The sequence below is a fragment of the Geodermatophilus saharensis genome, assembly GCF_900188205.1.
In the GTDB taxonomy this organism is placed as follows: domain Bacteria; phylum Actinomycetota; class Actinomycetes; order Mycobacteriales; family Geodermatophilaceae; genus Geodermatophilus; species Geodermatophilus saharensis.
Window position 1 is genome coordinate 452,763 of record NZ_FZOH01000001.1, and the last position, 15,786, is coordinate 468,548.

The window sequence follows — 15,786 nt, forward strand, 5'->3', positions numbered from 1 at the left end:
GGGGCGGGCGGGAACCGTGTGACGAACGGGTCCCGGCCACGTCGCGCGCCCGCCGGTGGCCCCGCTGCGGCGCAGGTAGCGTGGATCCCCGTGGCACTCGCACAACCGGCCGGACGCACGCTCGCCGCCGCCGTCGCCGACCTGCGGCGCGGCTGGGAGCAGCGGTCCCTGTGGGGACACCTGGGCTGGCAGGACATCCGGCAGCGCTACCGGCGCTCGGTCCTCGGGCCGGTCTGGATCACCATCAGCATGGCGGTCACCGCCGTCGCCCTGGGTGTCCTCTACTCGGGCCTGTTCGACATCGACCTGGCGCTGTTCCTGCCGCACGTGCTCGTCGGCTTCATCGTCTGGGCCTTCATCAGCGGCTGCATCGCCGAGGGCTCGGAGGTGTTCATCGCCAACGAGGGCCTCATCAAGCACCTGCCCTCACCGCTGTCGGTGCACGTGTACCGGCTGGTGTGGCGGCAGACGCTGTTCTTCCTGCACAACCTGATCGTCTACCTGGTCATGCTGTTCATCTACCCGCAGGACCTGAAGTGGACGGCCATCGCGGTGGTCCCGGCCTTCGCCCTGCTGGCGCTCAACGGTGCGTGGGTGGCGCTGACCGTCGGCGTCATCACCACGCGGTTCCGCGACATCCTGCCGATCACCCAGAGCGTCGTGCAGTTGATGTTCTTCCTGACGCCGATCGTGTGGGTCTACGACGAGCTGGTGAACAGCCCCAACCCCGACGTCGCCGCGCGGGCCCGGCTGGCGGAGTTCAACCCCTTCCTGCACTTCGTCGAGATCGTCCGCCGTCCGCTGCTGGGCCAGGACCAGCTGTGGCGGCACTGGGCGGTCGTCCTCGTCATCACGGCGGTCGGCTGGGCGCTGACGATGCTCGTCCTGCGCCGCTACCGGTCCCGCGTCTCCTACTGGGTGTGAACGTGAGCAACGACAACCCGGCGAGCACCAGCGGTCCGGTCAGCATCGCGACCAAGGACGCCTGCGTCGACTTCCCCATCTTCGACGCCAAGAGCCGCTCGCTGAAGAAGACCGTCATGGGGCTGGTCGGCGGCAACATCGACAGCGGCAGCAAGGTGCCGGTGATCGAGGCGCTGCGCGACGTCACCGTCAACCTCGAGCACGGTGCGCGGGTGGGCCTGGTCGGCCACAACGGCGCCGGCAAGTCGACCCTGCTGCGGCTGCTGTCGGGCATCTACGAGCCCACCCGCGGCATCGCGGAGATCCGCGGCCGGGTGGCGCCGGTGTTCGACCTCGGCGTCGGCATGGACCCGGAGATCTCCGGGCTCGAGAACATCATGATCCGGGGCCTGTTCCTCGGCATGACCCGCAAGCAGATGCAGGAGCGGGTCGACGACATCGCCGACTTCACCGAGCTCGGCGACTTCCTGCACATGCCGCTGCGCACCTACTCCACGGGCATGCGGGTGCGGCTGGCGCTCGGCGTGGTCACCAGCATCGACCCCGAGATCCTGCTGCTCGACGAGGGGATCGGCGCGGTCGACGCCGCCTTCCTCGAGAAGTCCAAGCAGCGGCTGGTGCAGCTCGTGGAGCGCTCGGGGCTGCTCGTGTTCGCCTCGCACTCCGACGAGTTCCTCCGCGAGCTGTGCGACACGGCGATCTGGATGGAGCACGGCCGGATCCGGCAGCAGGGCGAGCTCGACGAGGTGCTGCGGGCCTACAAGGGCCTGCCGGCGTGACGGCGGCGGCTCCGGCGCCCGTCGGGACGGACGTGCCCGCGGCGGGGGAGCGGGTCGTGGCCGTCGTGGTCACCCGGCACCGGCGCGAGCTGCTGGCGCAGAGCCTGGCCGCGCTCGCGTCGCAGACGCGGCCGCTGGACCACGTCGTCGTCGTCGACAACGGCCCCGACCAGTCCGCCGCCGACGTCGTCGCGGCCAGCGGGCTGCCGGCCACCCACCTGCCCAGCGCGCGCAACCTCGGCGGCGCCGGCGGCTTCGCCTACGGCATGCTGCACGCCCTCGCCCTCGGCGCGGACTGGGTGTGGTGCGCCGACGACGACGGCCGCCCGGCCGACGCCGGCGTGCTGGCCACCCTGCTCGACGCCGCCCGGCGGCACGGGCTGGCCGAGGTCAGCCCGCTGGTCACCGACATGGCCGACCCCGACCGGCTGGCGTTCCCGCTGCGCCGCGGGCTGCGCTGGCGGCGACGCCGCAGCGACTTCGCCGGCGTGGACCTGCTGCCGCGGTACGCGTCGCTGTTCAACGGCGCGCTGTTCCGCGCCGGCACGCTCGACGTCGTCGGCGTCCCGGACTACCGGCTGTTCTTCCGCGGCGACGAGACCGAGATCCACCGGCGCATGCTGCGCGCGGGGCTCGCCTTCGGCACCTGCACCCGGGCGGCCTACCTGCACCCGGAGGGGACGACGGAGTTCGCGCCGATCCTCGGCGGGCGGCTGTCGGCCCAGTACCCGGCCGACGACGCCAAGCGGTACTACACCTACCGCAACCGCGGGTACCTGATGTCGCAGCCGGGCATGCGCTGGCTGCGCCCGCTGGAGACCGTCCGCTTCGGCTGGTTCTTCCTGGTGTCCCGCCGCGACCCCGTCGGCTGGCGGGAGTGGCGGCGGCTGACCCGCGCCGGGCGGCAGGAGCGGCTCACCCGCCGCTGAGTCCTGGCAGCCTGAGTCCTGGCAGCCTGGGTCCTGGCAGCCTGGGTCCTGGCAGCCCACCGACGACGAGAGGGCCCCGACCGGATCTCCGGTCGGGGCCCTCTCGTCACGTGCCCGGGGCTCACACGCGCTGGTAGCCCCACTCCTCGAAGGCCTGCGACCAGCTCTCCATCGACGTCAGCTCACCGGCCGCGGCCTGGTAGCGGCGCTGCAAGTCGGGGAACTCCGCCGCCATCCGGCGCAGCAGCTGCGCCGACGTCGCCGCCAGCCGGCGGAAGGTCGCCGGGTCGCGGCGCCGGAAGGTGACCCCGCGACCGTCGGCGGTCCCGACGGTGGCGCTGTCGAGCCGGGACAGCAGGAACCAGCGCGCGTCCTGGAAGGCCAGGTTCAGCTGGGGGGTCTCCAGGTTCTCCGGGTCGACCGGGCGGGCGTTGTGCACCAGCGCGCTGACCAGCGTCTTGCCGATCTGCAGCGGCTTGACCGGGATGCGGCGGAAGCGCATGGCCTTGGCCGTGGGCATCGACGGCAGCGGCAGGTCGGCCGAGGAGGACAGCACCTGGCCGTCGGCGTGCGTGGCGCGCACCCGACGGGCCTGGACCACCGACTCCGGCATGCCGCGGAAGAGCGCCTCCGGGCCGGCCAGGAAGTCGCGGTAGGCGAGGTGGTGCAGCTCGACGGTCGAGTACTGCAGGTTGATGAGGAACCGCAGGTCGGCCTTGAGCATCTCGCGGAACAGCTTGCCGCCGTGGCGGTGCGGCGAGTGCAGCGCCGCGGCGATGAGCCGGTTGCGGATGTGGAAGTAGGCCTGCCAGTCGCTGGCGTCGTCCTTGTCGCCCCAGGACAGGTGCCAGATGGCGGTGCCCGGCAGCGACGCGGTCGGGAAGCCGGCGGCGAAGGCGCGCAGGCCGTACTCGGCGTCGTCCCACTTGATGAACACCGGCAGCGGCATGCCGATCTCGTCGACGACGGTGCGGGGGATCAGGCACATCCACCAGCCGTTGTAGTCGACGTCGATGCGGCGGTGCAGGTCCGCCGACTCGCGCAGCGTCCGCTTGCCGAAGTCGTGGTGGTAGTAGGTGTGCGGCGCGTTCGTCCAGAAGAACGTCTCGCGGTCGACGATCTCACCCATGCTGTGCAGCACCGAGCGGTTCTGCAGGGCCAGCATCTGCCCGCCGACCAGCATCGGGCTCTTCGCGTAGGCGGCGAAGGCGCGCGCCCGCAGCAGGCTGTCGGGCTCGATCATGATGTCGTCGTCGAGCAGCACCACGTGCGTGGCGTCGCTGCGGGTGAACGCCTCGTGCATGGTGCGCGCGAAGCCGCCGCTGCCGCCGAGGTTGGGCTGCTCGACCACGTGCAGCCGCTCGCCCAGAGCGGCCTTGACCTCGTCGTAGCCCGCGGCGTCCTTGACGTGGTTGTTGCCCTGGTCGGCGATGGTGACCAGGGACAGCCGCTCGAGCACCGCGGGGTCCTCGACCAGCGCCCGGGCGGCGGCCAGCGCGTCGACGGGACGGTTGTAGGTGCAGATGCCGACGGCCAGCCGCGGCTCCTCGACCGGTGCCTGCGGGGCGTACCAGCCGGCCTCGCGGATCTGCGTCTCGCTCTCGGCGGTGACGTCGAACCAGTACCAGCCGCCGTCGATGAACGGCGCCAGGTCCAGCTCGAACTCGACGGTCCGCTCGTCGTCGCCCACGTGGGAGACGCCGGTGACGTGCATCGACTCGCCGTCGGCCTTGGAGCGGTGGACGTCGATGCGGCAGGTGCCGGACACGGTGACCCGCAGGACGATCGAGCCGAGCACGCTCCACCGGCGCCAGTAGCTGGCGGGGAAGGCGTTGAAGTACGTGGCGAAGGAGACCTCGGAGCCGGCCGCGATGAGGCCGGAGTGCCGGCCCTCCTGGACCACGCGGGTGCCCGCGTTCTCCTCGTCGAGGTAGAGGCTGCGGACCTTGAGCTGGTCGGCCGGCCGCGGCATGAGCACCCGCTGGACGAGGGTGACGGCCTTGTCCGGGGTGAGGTCGCTCTCCGCCGGCTCGCTGACGGCGTCCGGCTTGACCGGGGCGTCGGCGACCTGCGGCGTGGTCGTCGTCATGGGGAGTCAGTCCTCGCTGTCAGTCCTCGAGGCGGCCGTCGAGCGAGCCGCCCTCGTCGAAGAAGGGCCGGATGCGGTTGTCGAACATGCTCAGCGCCGACCCGATCGCCATGTGCATGTCCAGGTACTTGTAGGTGCCCAGCCGGCCGCCGAAGAGCACGCGCTTCTCCGCGGCCTCCTTCTTGGCCAGCTCCCGGTAGCGCTCGAGCTTGGCGCGGTCCTCGGGGGTGTTGATCGGGTAGTACGGCTCGTCACCGGTCTGGGCGAAGCGCGAGTACTCGCGGACGACGACGGTCTTGTCCGCCGGGTAGTCCCGCTCGGGGTGGAAGTGCCGGAACTCGTGGATCCGGGTGAAGGGCACGTCCTCGTCGGCGTAGTTCATGACCGAGGTGCCCTGGAAGTCCCCGATCGGCAGGACCTCGGTCTCGAAGTCCAGCGTGCGCCAGCCGAGCTCGCCGGCCTCGTAGTCGAAGTACTTGTCGATCGGCCCGGTGAACACTGTCGGCACGTCGGCGGGCAGCTCGTCGCGGACGTCGAACCAGTCCGTGGACAGCCGCACCTCGATGTTCGGGTGGTCGGCCATCTTCTCCAGCCACGCGGTGTAGCCGCCGACCGGCAGGCCCTCGTAGGTGTCGTTGAAGTACCGGTTGTCGAACGTGTAGCGCACCGGCAGGCGGGCGATGACCGCGGCGGGCAGCTCGGTGGGGTCGGTCTGCCACTGCTTCTTCGTGTACCCGCGGATGAACGCCTCGTAGAGCGGGCGGCCGATCAGGGAGATCGCCTTCTCCTCGAGGTTCTGCGCCTCGGCGGTGTCGATCTCGCCGGCCTGCTCGGCGACGAGCTCGCGCGCCTCGCCGGGGGAGAAGCTGCGCTCGAAGTACTGGCAGATCGTGGCCAGGTTGATCGGCAGGGAGTAGGTCTTGCCCTGGTAGATCGAGTAGACCTTGTGCTGGTACTTCGTGAAGTCGGTGAACTGGTTGACGTACTGCCAGACCCGCTCGTTGGACGTGTGGAACAGGTGGGCGCCGTAGCGGTGGATCTCGATGCCGGTCTCCGGCTCGGGCTCGGAGTAGGCGTTGCCCCCGATGTGGTCGCGTCGGTCGAGGACGAGCACGCGCTTGTCCAGCTGGCTGGCCACCCGCTCGGCGACGGTCAGCCCGAAGAAGCCGGAGCCGACGACGACGAGGTCAGGTCTCGCTGAGGTCACGCCTGGCGACTGTACCGGCGCGACCGGTGCCCCTCGGGCGCTCGCAGGGGTGTCCGGGAACTTCGTGACGGGACCGTCCCCCACGTCCCACCGGTCACACCGGGCCCCTGCCTCACCCGGCCCCGGCCGGGGGTGCCGGGCGGCCCGGCCCGCGCCTCTACAGTTCCCGGGTGTCCGGGAACAGCTCACCCGAGTCCCTGCGCGTGGTGGCGGTGACGTACTCACCCGGCGAGGCGCTGGAGGGGTTCGTCACCTCGCTGGCGAAGGCCACCACCCGCCCGGTCGAGGTCGTGCTGGCCGACAACGGCTCCACCGACGGCGTCCCCGAGCGGGTCGCGGCGGAGCACCCCCACGTCCGGCTGCTGCGCACGGGGGGCAACGTCGGCTACGGCGCCGCGGTGAACGCGGGCCTGGCCGGGGCGCCCGGCCGGCACGCGCTGGTGGCCAACCCCGACGTCCGCTTCGAGCCCGGCTCGGTCGACGAGCTGCTGGCCGTGGCCGCCCGCTGGCCCCGGGCGGCCACCGTGGGCCCGGCGATCCGCACCCCGGAGGGCGAGCTCTACCCCTCCGCCCGCGACCTGCCCCGGCTGTCCACCGGCGCGGGGCACGCGCTGCTGGGCTGGGCGTGGCCGGCCAACCCCTGGACGGCGCGCTACCGCCGCGAGCGGGAGGCCCCGCGCGAGCGCACCGCCGGGTGGCTGTCGGGCTCGTGCTTCCTCGTCGACCTCGAGGCGTTCCGCGCCGTCGGCGGCTTCGACCCGGGCTACTTCATGTACTTCGAGGACGTCGACCTCGCCGAGCGTCTCGGCCGCGCGGGCTGGCTGCACGTCTACGCGCCCACCGCCGTCGTCGTGCACGAGGGCGGGCACGCCACCCGCCGCGAGCCGCACCGCATGCAGCGGGTGCACCACACCAGCGCGCTGCGCTACCTGTCCGGGCAGTACCCCGGCCGCCGGTACGCCCCCCTGCGGGCGGCGCTGCGCGCCGGGCTGGGCGGCCGGATGCTGGTGTCCTACGTGAGCGGCCGGGTGGCGGCCGGGGCGCGGTTCCAGCGCCGGGCCGACGACGTCGGCCGGGTCGCGCGCGCCCGCGCACGACGGGGGGTGGGCGCGTGAGGCACGCCGTCGTCATGGCCGGCGGGTCCGGTACCCGGCTGTGGCCGCTGTCGCGGGCCGCCCGGCCCAAGCAGCTGCTCGACGTCGTCCAGGACGGGGACGGCTCCGGGGACGGGCGTGCGCACAGCCTGCTGGCCGAGGCCTTCGCCCGGCTGGAGACGCTGCTGCCGGCCGAGCGGATCTGGGTGTGCACCGCCGCGCGCTACGGCGGGCAGGTGCGCGCCGCGCTGCCGCGGCTGCGCCCCGACCGGCTGGTGCTCGAGCCGGTCGCCCGCGACACCGCCAACGCCGTCGGGCTGGCCGCCGCGCTGGTGGCCGAGGCCGACCCGGACGCCGAGCTCGCCGTCGTCAGCGCCGACCACGTGATCCGGCCGGTCGAGCGGTTCGCCGCCGCGCTGGGCACCGCCTACGACGCCCTCTCCGCGCGGCCGCGCGCGCTGGTCACCCTGGGCATCCGGCCCACCGCGCCGGCCACCGGCTTCGGCTACGTGCGCCGCGGCGCCGCCACCGAGGTACCCGGCGTCGCGGAGGCCGCCGCGTTCAAGGAGAAGCCCGACCGGGCGACCGCCGAGGGCTACCTCGCGTCGGGTGAGTACCTGTGGAACTCCGGCATGTTCGTGTGGCGGGCGCGCACGGTCCTCGACGCGCTCGCCGAGCACCTGCCGGCCTCCGCCGAGGGGCTTGCCCGGGTGGTGGCCGCGCCCGCCGGCTCGGCGCGCGACGCCGTGCTCGCGGAGGTGTTCCCGACGCTGCCGAAGACCAGCGTCGACTACGCCGTCCTCGAGCCCGCGGCCACCGAGCCCGGGCGGGTGCTGGTCGCCGACCTCGAGGCCGAGTGGCTCGACGTCGGCTCCTGGCCGGCGCTGGCGCAGACGCTGGCCACCGTCGAGGGCAACGCCGTCGGCGGCCTGGCGGTGACCCTCGACAGCGCGGGCAACATCGTCTTCAGCGACGACCCCGAGCACCTGGTCGCGCTGGTCGGGGTCCGCGACAGCGTCGTCGTCGCCACCGCCGACGTCACGATGGTCTGCCCGGTCTCCGACGCCGAGCGGGTCAAGCAGCTGCTCGCCGCCGTCGAGGAGCGATTCGGCCGCCGCTTCAGCTGACGCCGGCCCGGAGCGTGTGCGCCCACGCCGCAGGAACCGGCCGGGGGCGCGGCGCCGGCGCACACGCTCGGGGTCGGCACGGGCACCCGGCGCGGTGATCGTCGCCGGGCGTGGTGGGATGCGGGTCATGCAGAGCTTCGACGTCGCAGCTGTCGTGTCCGGCGGGGCCTCCGGCCTCGGGGAGGCCACCACCCGTGCGCTGGCCGCGCGCGGTGCCGCGGTGACCGTCCTCGACCTCAACGAGGAGCGCGGGAAGGCGCTGGCCGCCGAGCTGGGCGGGCACACGACGTTCGTCCGCACCGACGTCACCGACGAGTCGCAGGTGGCCGCCGCGGTCGAGGACGCCACCGGCAAGGACCGGCCGCTGCGGATCGCGGTCAACTGCGCGGGCATCGGCTGGGCGCAGCGGACCGTCGGCAAGGGCAACGTCGCCCACGACCTCGACCCGTTCGTCCGCACCGTCATGGTCAACCTGGTCGGCACCTTCAACGTGCTCCGCCTGGCGGCCGCGGCGATGGCCGCCACCGAGCCGGAGGAGGACGGCGAGCGCGGCGTCGTCGTCAACACCGCCTCGATCGCGGCCTTCGACGGGCAGATCGGCCAGGTCGCCTACAGCGCCTCCAAGGGCGGCATCGTCGGCATGACTCTGCCCGCCGCCCGCGACCTGTCCAGCGTCGGCGTGCGGGTGTGCACCATCGCGCCCGGCCTGGTCGACACCCCGCTGCTCGGCGGCCTGCCCGAGGAGGCGCGCACCGCGCTGGCCAACGGCATCCCGTTCCCCAAGCGGCTGGGCCGCCCGGAGGACTTCGCTCAGCTGGCGCTCGACATCGTCGAGCACGGCTACCTCAACGGCGAGGTCATCCGGATGGACGGCGCGCTGCGCATGGCCCCGCGCTGACCCCCGGCGCCCGCCGACCCGACCCGCACGGCTCCCTCTTCCCCGGAGACCCGCGTGACCACAGCCCTGCCGGCCCCGACCCCGCCGGCACCGCGCCCCGCGCCCGACGTCGTCGGCACCGAGGGTGCCGAGGGCGCCGACTTCGCCGACCGCTGGCGGCCGGACTGGCCGCTCGACCTGCGGGCGGTGCTGTACCCCCACCAGCGCAGCGCCGGCGACCCGGCGATGCAGTGGGACGGCGACGCCGTCTGGCGGACGACGACCACCCCGTGCGGGCCGGCGACGGTGCGGATCACCCACCGGGCCGGTGAGGTGCAGGTGCTGGCGTGGGGGCCGGGAGCGGAGGGGGCCGGCACGGCGGTGCCCGGCTGGCTCGGCGCCGACGACGACCCGGCGGGCTTCGACCCCGGCGGCCACCCGCTGCTGCGCGAGATCGCCCGCCGCACGCCCGACCTGCGGCTGAGCCGCACCGGCCGCACCTGGGACGCGCTGGTCCCCGCCGTCCTCGAGCAGAAGGTCACCGTGGTCGAGGCGCACCGCGTCTGGCGGGCGCTGCTGCGGCTGGCCGGCGACCCCGCGCCCGGGCCCGCCCCCGAGGGCATGCGGGTGCTGCCCTCACCCCGTCGGCTGCGCGAGGTCACCGACTGGGAGTGGCACCGCTGTGGCCTCGACGGCGCCCGCCGGCGGGCGCTGCTGCACGTCGCGTCGGTCGCCCACGCCCTCGAGCCCGACGCGGACTGCGACTCCCCGACCCTGCAGCGGAGGCTGCGCACCGTCCCGGGGATCGGGGTGTGGACGGCGGCGGAGGTCGTCCAGCGCACCCACGGCTGCCCCGACACCGTCAGCTACGGCGACTACCACCTCAAGAACCTGGTGGGCTGGTCGCTGGCCCGCCGGAAGACCGACGACGACGGGATGATGGTGCTGCTCGAGCCGTGGCGCGGGCACCGGCAGCGGGTGGTCCGGCTGCTGCGGGTCGGCGGGAGCATGCCGCCCCGGCGCGGCCCGCGGACGGCTCCGACCAACCACCGCCGCATCTGACGGAGGACCCCCTGCCTCCGGCCGCCCGCACGCTGGCGGCGGGTCCCTGCAGGGGGCCGACAGATCACCGGGGGAGTTGCGGTCTCCCTCGGGCGCCGTCCTCCCCGCGCAGCAGGCTCAGCGGCCGTCCTCCAGCAGGGCGAGCAGGTAGTCGCCGTAGCCGCTCTTGCCCAGCGGCTCCGCGGCGCGGCGCAGGCCGTCGTCGTCCAGCCAGCCCTGCCGCCAGGCGACCTCCTCGATGCAGCCGACCTTGAGGCCCTGCCGCTCCTCGACCACCGACACGAACTCCGTCGCCTGACGCAACGAGGCGAAGGTGCCGGTGTCGAGCCAGGCGGTGCCGCGGTCGAGGACGGTGACGGTCAGCCGCCCCTCGCGCAGGTAGTGCTCGTTGACGGCGGTGATCTCCAGCTCGCCGCGGGCGCTGGGCCGGATCGAGCGGGCCACGTCGACCACGCCGGCCTCGTAGAAGTACAGCCCCGGGACGGCGTAGGAGCTCTTCGGCCGGGCCGGCTTCTCCTCGATGGACAGCACCCGGCCGCCGCGGTCGAACTCGACGACGCCGTAGTCGGCCGGGTTGGCCACGTGGTAGGCGAAGACGTGCCCGCCGTCGGGGGCGGGCAGCCGGCCCAGCGCCGTCCCGAGCCCCGCGCCGTAGAAGATGTTGTCGCCCAGCACCAGGGCCACCGACTGGTCACCCAGGAAGTCCGCGCCGATGAGGAACGCCTGCGCCAGCCCCTCGGGCCGCTCCTGCACGGCGTACTCCAGGCGCATGCCCAGCCGGCTGCCGTCACCGAGCAGCGCGCGGAACGCCGCCTGGTCGCCCGGGGTGGTGATGACCAGCACCTCGCGGACCCCGGCCATCATCAGCGTGGACAGCGGGTAGTAGACCATCGGCTTGTCGTAGACCGGCATGAGCTGCTTGCTGACCGCCTGCGTGATCGGGAAGAGGCGGCTGCCGGTGCCCCCGGCCAGGATGATCCCCCGCATGGCCGCCGAACCTACCGACGGCGGGACGCTCAGACCCGGGGAGAACCCAGCCACAACCTCCCGACGAGGGAGGAGCCGCCGGGCGTGCCCACCGGCTCCCAGCGGGTCGTCCAGCCCTCGGCGTGCAGCTGGACGACGACCGCGCCGAGCAGCGCCCCGAGGTTGAGCGCGGCGGTGGTGGTGGCCCGCTCGGGCAGGTGCACGTCGACGACGCCGTCGCCCTCGCCGCCGTGCCGCAGCACCACCGGGAACTCCGGCAGCGCCGCGCTGGCCACCCGGAACGCCGCGGCCACCGCCTCGCGGTCGCCGTCGCGGGGCACCAGGTCGGCCGCCGGCCGGCGGCTGCCGACCAGGTCGCGGCTGCCGTAGGGGAACAGGTCGCCGGGCCCCAGCCGCACCAGCGCCCGCGCGCCGGGGTCGGCTCCGGGGGCGTCGTCGGGCGGCTCGAAGGCCAGCCCGCGGACGACCGCGACCGGGACGCCGTCGAGCTTGCCCTTGACCAGGTCGGCGGCCGAGGCCAGCTCGTCGACGACGGCGACCTGCGTGGTCTCCAGCCGGTTGCCGTGCGCGTCGACCGCGCCGCGGTGGTCGATCAGCGGGGGGAGGCCGGCCGACCCGACGGCGACGTCGGTCAGCCCCTCCCGCCAGGTGCGGCCGAAGGTGTCACTGACGACCACCGCCACGTCGACGCCGAGCAACTCCCGCAGCCGGCCGCGCAGCCGGCGCGCCGAGGCGTCGGCGTCCTCGGGCAGCAGCACCAGCGCGTCGCCGGGCACGTTGGAGGCGTCGATGCCGGCCGCGGCCACCACCCAGCCGTGCCGGGTCTCCACGATGCGCAGCGGCCCGCGGCGGGCGACCACGCGCACCGACTCGGCGTCGATGGCCCGCTGGCGGACGGCCTCGCGGTCGGCGCCCGGCGGCACCGGGACCACCCGGCCCTCGACCTTGGACACGACCTTGGAGGTGACGACGACGACGTCGCCGTCGGCCAGCCACGGGGCCGCCCCGGCCACCGCCCCGGCCAGGTCGTCGCCGGTGGTGAACTCGGGCAACCCGCGGACGGGGAGCACCCGCAGTCCGTCGACCGGCCCTCCTGCAGGGTCCCGCCGCGAACTCGCGAGCGGCGGGGGGCAGGAGGGTCCTTCCTCAGACACCCGCGGCGTCCAGCGCGGCGCGGGCCATCGCCGCGGTGGCCTCCGGGGAGCTCATCAGCAGCGGCACCGCCCGGACGTCGACGCCGGGCACCTGCGCGGGGTCGCCGGTGTGCACCAGCCAGGCGTCGAGCAGCCCGCCGTCGGACCGGGCCCCGTAGTGGCGGCCCACGCCCTCGGCGCTGACCTCCACGCCGAGCACCGGCAGGCAGCGGTCGGCCATCCCGCGCACCACGCCGCCGTCGACGACGGGGGAGACCCCCACGACGCGGCCGGGGGTGGCGCGCAGCGCGTCGCGCAGGCCCGGCACGCCGAGGATCGTGCCGATCGACACCACCGGGTTGGACGGCGCCAGCACGACGGCGTCGGCGCGGGCGAGCGCCTCGACCACCCCGGGCGCCGGGCGCGCCTGCTCGGCGCCGACCTGCACGAAGGCGTGCGGCTGCGGCTCGGCGCGGTGGCGCACCCACCACTCCTGGAAGTGGATCGCGCTGCGCCGACCGCTGCCGGGTTCGTCGACGACCACGTGGGTCTCCACCCGCTGGTCGCTCATCGGCAGCACGGTGACCCCCGGCTGCCAGCGAGCGGCCAGGGCGGCGGTGACGTCGGAGAGCGGGTAGCCGGCGTCGAGCATCCGCGTGCGGACCAGGTGGGTCGCGAGGTCGCGGTCGCCCAGCCCGAACCACGTGGGCTCGGCGCCGTAGGCGGCCAGCTCCTCCTTGACCGTCCAGGACTCCCCGGCCCGGCCCCAGCCGCGCTCGGGGTCGATGCCCCCGCCGAGGGTGTAGACGACGGTGTCGAGGTCCGGGCAGATCCGCAGGCCGTGCATCGTGACGTCGTCGCCGGTGTTGACCACCGCGGTGACCGACGCCGGCGGTGCCACCTCCCGGAGACCGGTGAGGAAACGGGCCCCGCCGACCCCTCCGGCGAGCACGACGATCTCCACGAAAGTCATCGTGCCCCATAGGCAGTTGTCCACTGTTCGACGGGCGTGTCGAGTACGTGCACGAGAACTGACGAACGACCCGTGACGGGTGTGGCTCCTGTGGTCAAGCGCTTACACCGGGCGCAGTTGACGCTCGGGCAACGACACGCGTGTAATTCCGGCGGTGTGAGGCGCGGGGGAGCGCCGGGACGGTCCCGGCGCCCGGCGCCCGGACGACAGCGAGAGGGGACGCATCGTCATGGCAGAGGTCTCGTGGCTGAGTGACTACATCGGCGCATCGGAACGGGCCGGCCGCAGCGCCGGCCCGGCCGACGAGGGGCTGATGGGCATGCTCGGCATGGGCCTGACCGACGACGTCGCCTCCTGGCAGGAGCGGGCGCTGTGCGCCGAGACCGACCCCGAGGCGTTCTTCCCGGAGAAGGGCGGCTCGACCCGCGAGGCGAAGAAGATCTGCACCGGCTGCGAGGTCAAGGCCGAGTGCCTGGAGTACGCCCTCGCCAACGACGAGCGGTTCGGCATCTGGGGCGGGCTCTCCGAGCGGGAGCGCCGCCGCCTGCGCCGCCGCGCGATCTGAGCCCGGCCCCGGCAGGGGCCGAACGGGACCGTCCGACACACCGCCGTGCGACACCCCCCGTCCACCACCGCAGCCCCCGACGGCACCGCCGTCGGGGGCTGCGGCGTCCCCGGGCCGGGGGATCCGGACGGCACGTGATCGGATGGAGGGGTGGGCCCCGGTCGCGGTGAGACGTCGGGGCGCGGCACCCGCGTCGTCCTGGGCCGGGCGCCGGTCGCGCGCGAGGTCCGGGCCGCGGTGCCGCTGGCCCGCGCCGTCCGGGCCCCGCTGACCGCGTCGGCACCCTGGCTGACCACCGTGCTGTCGGTGCAGTCGGCGCACCGCCGGCCGCGGCTGCTGCCCGCCGCAGTGGTGGTCGAGCCGCACCGGCCGGGCCCGCCCGACGCCCTCGCCCTGCTCGCCCTGGCCACCGCCGGGCCCGTGGTCACCGCCACCGTGCTCGGCGACGGCCTGCCCGTCCCCGGTGGCCGGCCCGCCGCCCGGCTGCCCGCCCGCGACGACGACGCCGCCGCGCTGCTCGCCGCCGGCCTGCTCGGGCTGCTCACCTCGCTGCGCCGGCCCTGGCGGCTGCGGCTGGCCGGGTTGCCGCTGGGCGACCCGACCGTGCGCGCACTGGGCCGGATGCGGCCCGACGCGGTGGTGGCCACCGCCCGCAGCCGGCGCCTCGTCGACGACCTCGGCACGCTGCCCGGCCGGCTGGTCCGCAGCCGGGACGCCCGGGCGGTCGACGCCGCGCTGCCGGCCCTGCTGGCCGGCGAGCGCGACCCCCGCGCCCGCGACCTGGTGCGCGCCGCCGCGCGGCTGCACGCCGCCGTCGGCCGCCTCGAGGTGGCCACGGTCACCGACGGCGGCCGGCTGCGCGCGGGCCTGCTCACCCTCCTCGACGGCGACCCCGCCGGCGGGGAGCGGCTGCCCTGGTGGGGGTGGGCCCCGTCCGGGGGGCTGCGGGAGGAGGCCGGCGCCCCGCTGGTCGGCGTCGCGGTGGCCGGCCGGGGCCGGGTGGTGCGCGCGGTGGCCGACCGCGTCGTGCCGCTGCTGCCGGTCAGCCCGCGACGCGCACGCGGCTGAGCAGCGGGTCGGGCAGCGACTCCGCCCGCTCCGTGCCGAGGAACATCGTCCCCTCCGCGGGCGCCTCGCCGTCCTCCAGCGGCGCGGCCGGGGCCACGGTCACGCTGAGGTCGTAGACGCGGCCGGTGTAGGCCGGCGGCGTGCCGGCCGGTCGGGTGTAGGTGGGGAACCGCCCGGCCACCCGCAGCGCGTCGCCGTTCCGGGTGACGCCCAGCGCCGGGGTCGGCAGGTCGGCGTGCTCGGTGCCGGTGGGCGTGCACCCGGCGCCGGCCGGGTCGTCGGGCGCCGTGGTGCCCAGGCAGTTCCAGGTGGGCAGCCGCACGTGCGCCAGGGCGGTGCCGTCCTCGCCGACGGTGACGCTCACCGCCGGGTAGGCGACGGTGACCCCGACCGCGCGGTGCTCCAGCACCAGCCCGCCGAAGGCCAGCCGGGCGCTCGTGCCGTCGTCGCCCAGCGGGACCGAGCGCGCCGCGAGCAGCCCGGCGCCCCGCTCGCCGGACAGCGGGTCGGCGGGCACCGGGGGCAGGTCGGGTGTGCGGGGCGCCGGCGCGGGCGCCGACGAGGGCGGGGGAGCGGCGGCCGGGGCGGCCGCGGGCGGGGATCCCCCCGCGCGGCCGGTGACCAGCGCGACGCCGGAGAGGACGGCGACCAGCGCCAGCGCCGCCGCGGCCAGCCCCGCGACCGCGCGGGTGACGGGCTCCTCCTCCGGCGCGGCGAGGGGCTCCGCCCGTGCCGGGGCCGGCCGGGCGGGCGTGCCCGGCGGCGCCTCGAGGAACCCGGGGAGGTCGTCGTGCGCCCAGCGCCGCGCGGCGGCGGGAGGCGGGACGTCGGGCGGGGAGGAGGGTGCCGCGCCCACCCGCGGCGGCGTGCGCGCCAGCAGCACCGCCACCGCGACCAGCGCCGGCAGCGCTGCGCCGAGCACCACCCAGGCGGCGATCGGCGCGGCGGGGTCCATCCCCCAGAGCATCGCAG

Annotated in this window: 15 protein-coding genes; 9 read left to right on the top strand and 6 right to left on the bottom strand. The window is 75.1% G+C overall.

Translation table 11 applies throughout. The features are described 5' to 3' along the window. Nucleotides 1–90 precede the first annotated feature (90 nt). The 3 genes from wzm to glfT1 are packed head-to-tail and all read left to right on the top strand — an operon-like array spanning nucleotide 91 to nucleotide 2,632. Complete coding sequence (gene wzm / locus CHC04_RS02190) at nucleotides 91–924, top strand: galactan export ABC transporter permease subunit Wzm/RfbD (protein WP_245816921.1); 834 nt, start codon at nucleotides 91–93, stop codon at nucleotides 922–924. Nucleotides 925–926: 2 nt separating this feature from the next. Beyond that, complete coding sequence (wzt, locus tag CHC04_RS02195) at nucleotides 927–1,703, top strand: galactan export ABC transporter ATP-binding subunit Wzt/RfbE (RefSeq protein ID WP_089402236.1); 777 nt, start codon at nucleotides 927–929, stop codon at nucleotides 1,701–1,703. Between the two features lie 56 nt (nucleotides 1,704–1,759). Then, on the top strand, nucleotides 1,760–2,632 hold the full coding sequence (glfT1, locus tag CHC04_RS02200) for a galactofuranosyltransferase GlfT1 (protein ID WP_281252180.1): 873 nt from the start codon (nucleotides 1,760–1,762) through the stop codon (nucleotides 2,630–2,632). A gap of 121 nt (nucleotides 2,633–2,753) precedes the next feature. Here the strand turns inward: glfT1 and CHC04_RS02205 are convergent, their stop codons facing one another. Continuing rightward, the gene (locus CHC04_RS02205) at nucleotides 2,754–4,721 is read right to left on the bottom strand and encodes a glycosyltransferase (protein WP_089402237.1); all 1,968 of its coding nucleotides are present in this window, start codon (nucleotides 4,719–4,721) and stop codon (nucleotides 2,754–2,756) included. 19 nt (nucleotides 4,722–4,740) lie between these two features. Beyond that, complete coding sequence (gene glf / locus CHC04_RS02210; protein ID WP_089402238.1) at nucleotides 4,741–5,928, bottom strand: UDP-galactopyranose mutase; 1,188 nt, start codon at nucleotides 5,926–5,928, stop codon at nucleotides 4,741–4,743. A gap of 170 nt (nucleotides 5,929–6,098) precedes the next feature. Here glf and CHC04_RS02215 point away from each other — a divergent pair, with 170 nt between their 5' ends. The 4 genes from CHC04_RS02215 to CHC04_RS02230 all read left to right on the top strand — a co-directional run bounded on the left by CHC04_RS02215 (nucleotide 6,099) and on the right by CHC04_RS02230 (nucleotide 10,088). Further along, nucleotides 6,099–7,043: a glycosyltransferase family 2 protein gene (locus CHC04_RS02215; RefSeq protein ID WP_089402239.1), complete on the top strand. Its 945-nt coding sequence runs from the start codon at nucleotides 6,099–6,101 to the stop codon at nucleotides 7,041–7,043. Beyond that, on the top strand, nucleotides 7,040–8,149 hold the full coding sequence (locus CHC04_RS02220; protein WP_089402240.1) for a mannose-1-phosphate guanylyltransferase: 1,110 nt from the start codon (nucleotides 7,040–7,042) through the stop codon (nucleotides 8,147–8,149). Before CHC04_RS02215 ends, CHC04_RS02220 begins: the two co-directional genes overlap by 4 nt. Nucleotides 8,150–8,276: 127 nt before the next feature. Next, on the top strand, nucleotides 8,277–9,047 hold the full coding sequence (locus CHC04_RS02225; RefSeq protein ID WP_089402636.1) for an SDR family NAD(P)-dependent oxidoreductase: 771 nt from the start codon (nucleotides 8,277–8,279) through the stop codon (nucleotides 9,045–9,047). 54 nt (nucleotides 9,048–9,101) lie between these two features. Beyond that, a complete protein-coding gene (locus tag CHC04_RS02230) occupies nucleotides 9,102–10,088 on the top strand; it encodes a DNA-3-methyladenine glycosylase family protein (RefSeq protein WP_245816922.1) in 987 nt (328 codons plus the stop codon). A 117-nt stretch (nucleotides 10,089–10,205) separates the two neighbouring features. On the opposite strand, the gene rfbA is transcribed toward CHC04_RS02230, so the two are convergent. The 3 genes from rfbA to cofD all read right to left on the bottom strand — a co-directional run bounded on the left by rfbA (nucleotide 10,206) and on the right by cofD (nucleotide 13,172). Then, the gene (gene rfbA / locus CHC04_RS02235) at nucleotides 10,206–11,075 is read right to left on the bottom strand and encodes a glucose-1-phosphate thymidylyltransferase RfbA (protein ID WP_089402241.1); all 870 of its coding nucleotides are present in this window, start codon (nucleotides 11,073–11,075) and stop codon (nucleotides 10,206–10,208) included. Between the two features lie 29 nt (nucleotides 11,076–11,104). After that, nucleotides 11,105–12,145, bottom strand: coding sequence for a coenzyme F420-0:L-glutamate ligase (locus CHC04_RS02240; RefSeq protein ID WP_245816923.1), 1,041 nt, complete (start codon nucleotides 12,143–12,145; stop codon nucleotides 11,105–11,107). 76 nt (nucleotides 12,146–12,221) lie between these two features. Beyond that, complete coding sequence (gene cofD / locus CHC04_RS02245) at nucleotides 12,222–13,172, bottom strand: 2-phospho-L-lactate transferase (RefSeq protein ID WP_089402243.1); 951 nt, start codon at nucleotides 13,170–13,172, stop codon at nucleotides 12,222–12,224. Nucleotides 13,173–13,494: 322 nt separating this feature from the next. On the opposite strand from cofD, the gene CHC04_RS02250 reads away from it, so the two are divergent. Both CHC04_RS02250 and CHC04_RS02255 read left to right on the top strand, forming a co-directional pair. Further along, nucleotides 13,495–13,746, top strand: coding sequence for a WhiB family transcriptional regulator (locus CHC04_RS02250; protein WP_176449815.1), 252 nt, complete (start codon nucleotides 13,495–13,497; stop codon nucleotides 13,744–13,746). 150 nt (nucleotides 13,747–13,896) lie between these two features. Further along, a complete protein-coding gene (locus tag CHC04_RS02255) occupies nucleotides 13,897–14,814 on the top strand; it encodes a hypothetical protein (protein ID WP_089402245.1) in 918 nt (305 codons plus the stop codon). Here CHC04_RS02255 and CHC04_RS02260 read toward each other — a convergent pair. Continuing rightward, the gene (locus CHC04_RS02260) at nucleotides 14,789–15,769 is read right to left on the bottom strand and encodes a hypothetical protein (RefSeq protein WP_089402246.1); all 981 of its coding nucleotides are present in this window, start codon (nucleotides 15,767–15,769) and stop codon (nucleotides 14,789–14,791) included. The genes CHC04_RS02255 and CHC04_RS02260 overlap by 26 nt on opposite strands. Between the last annotated feature and the right edge of the window lie 17 nt (nucleotides 15,770–15,786).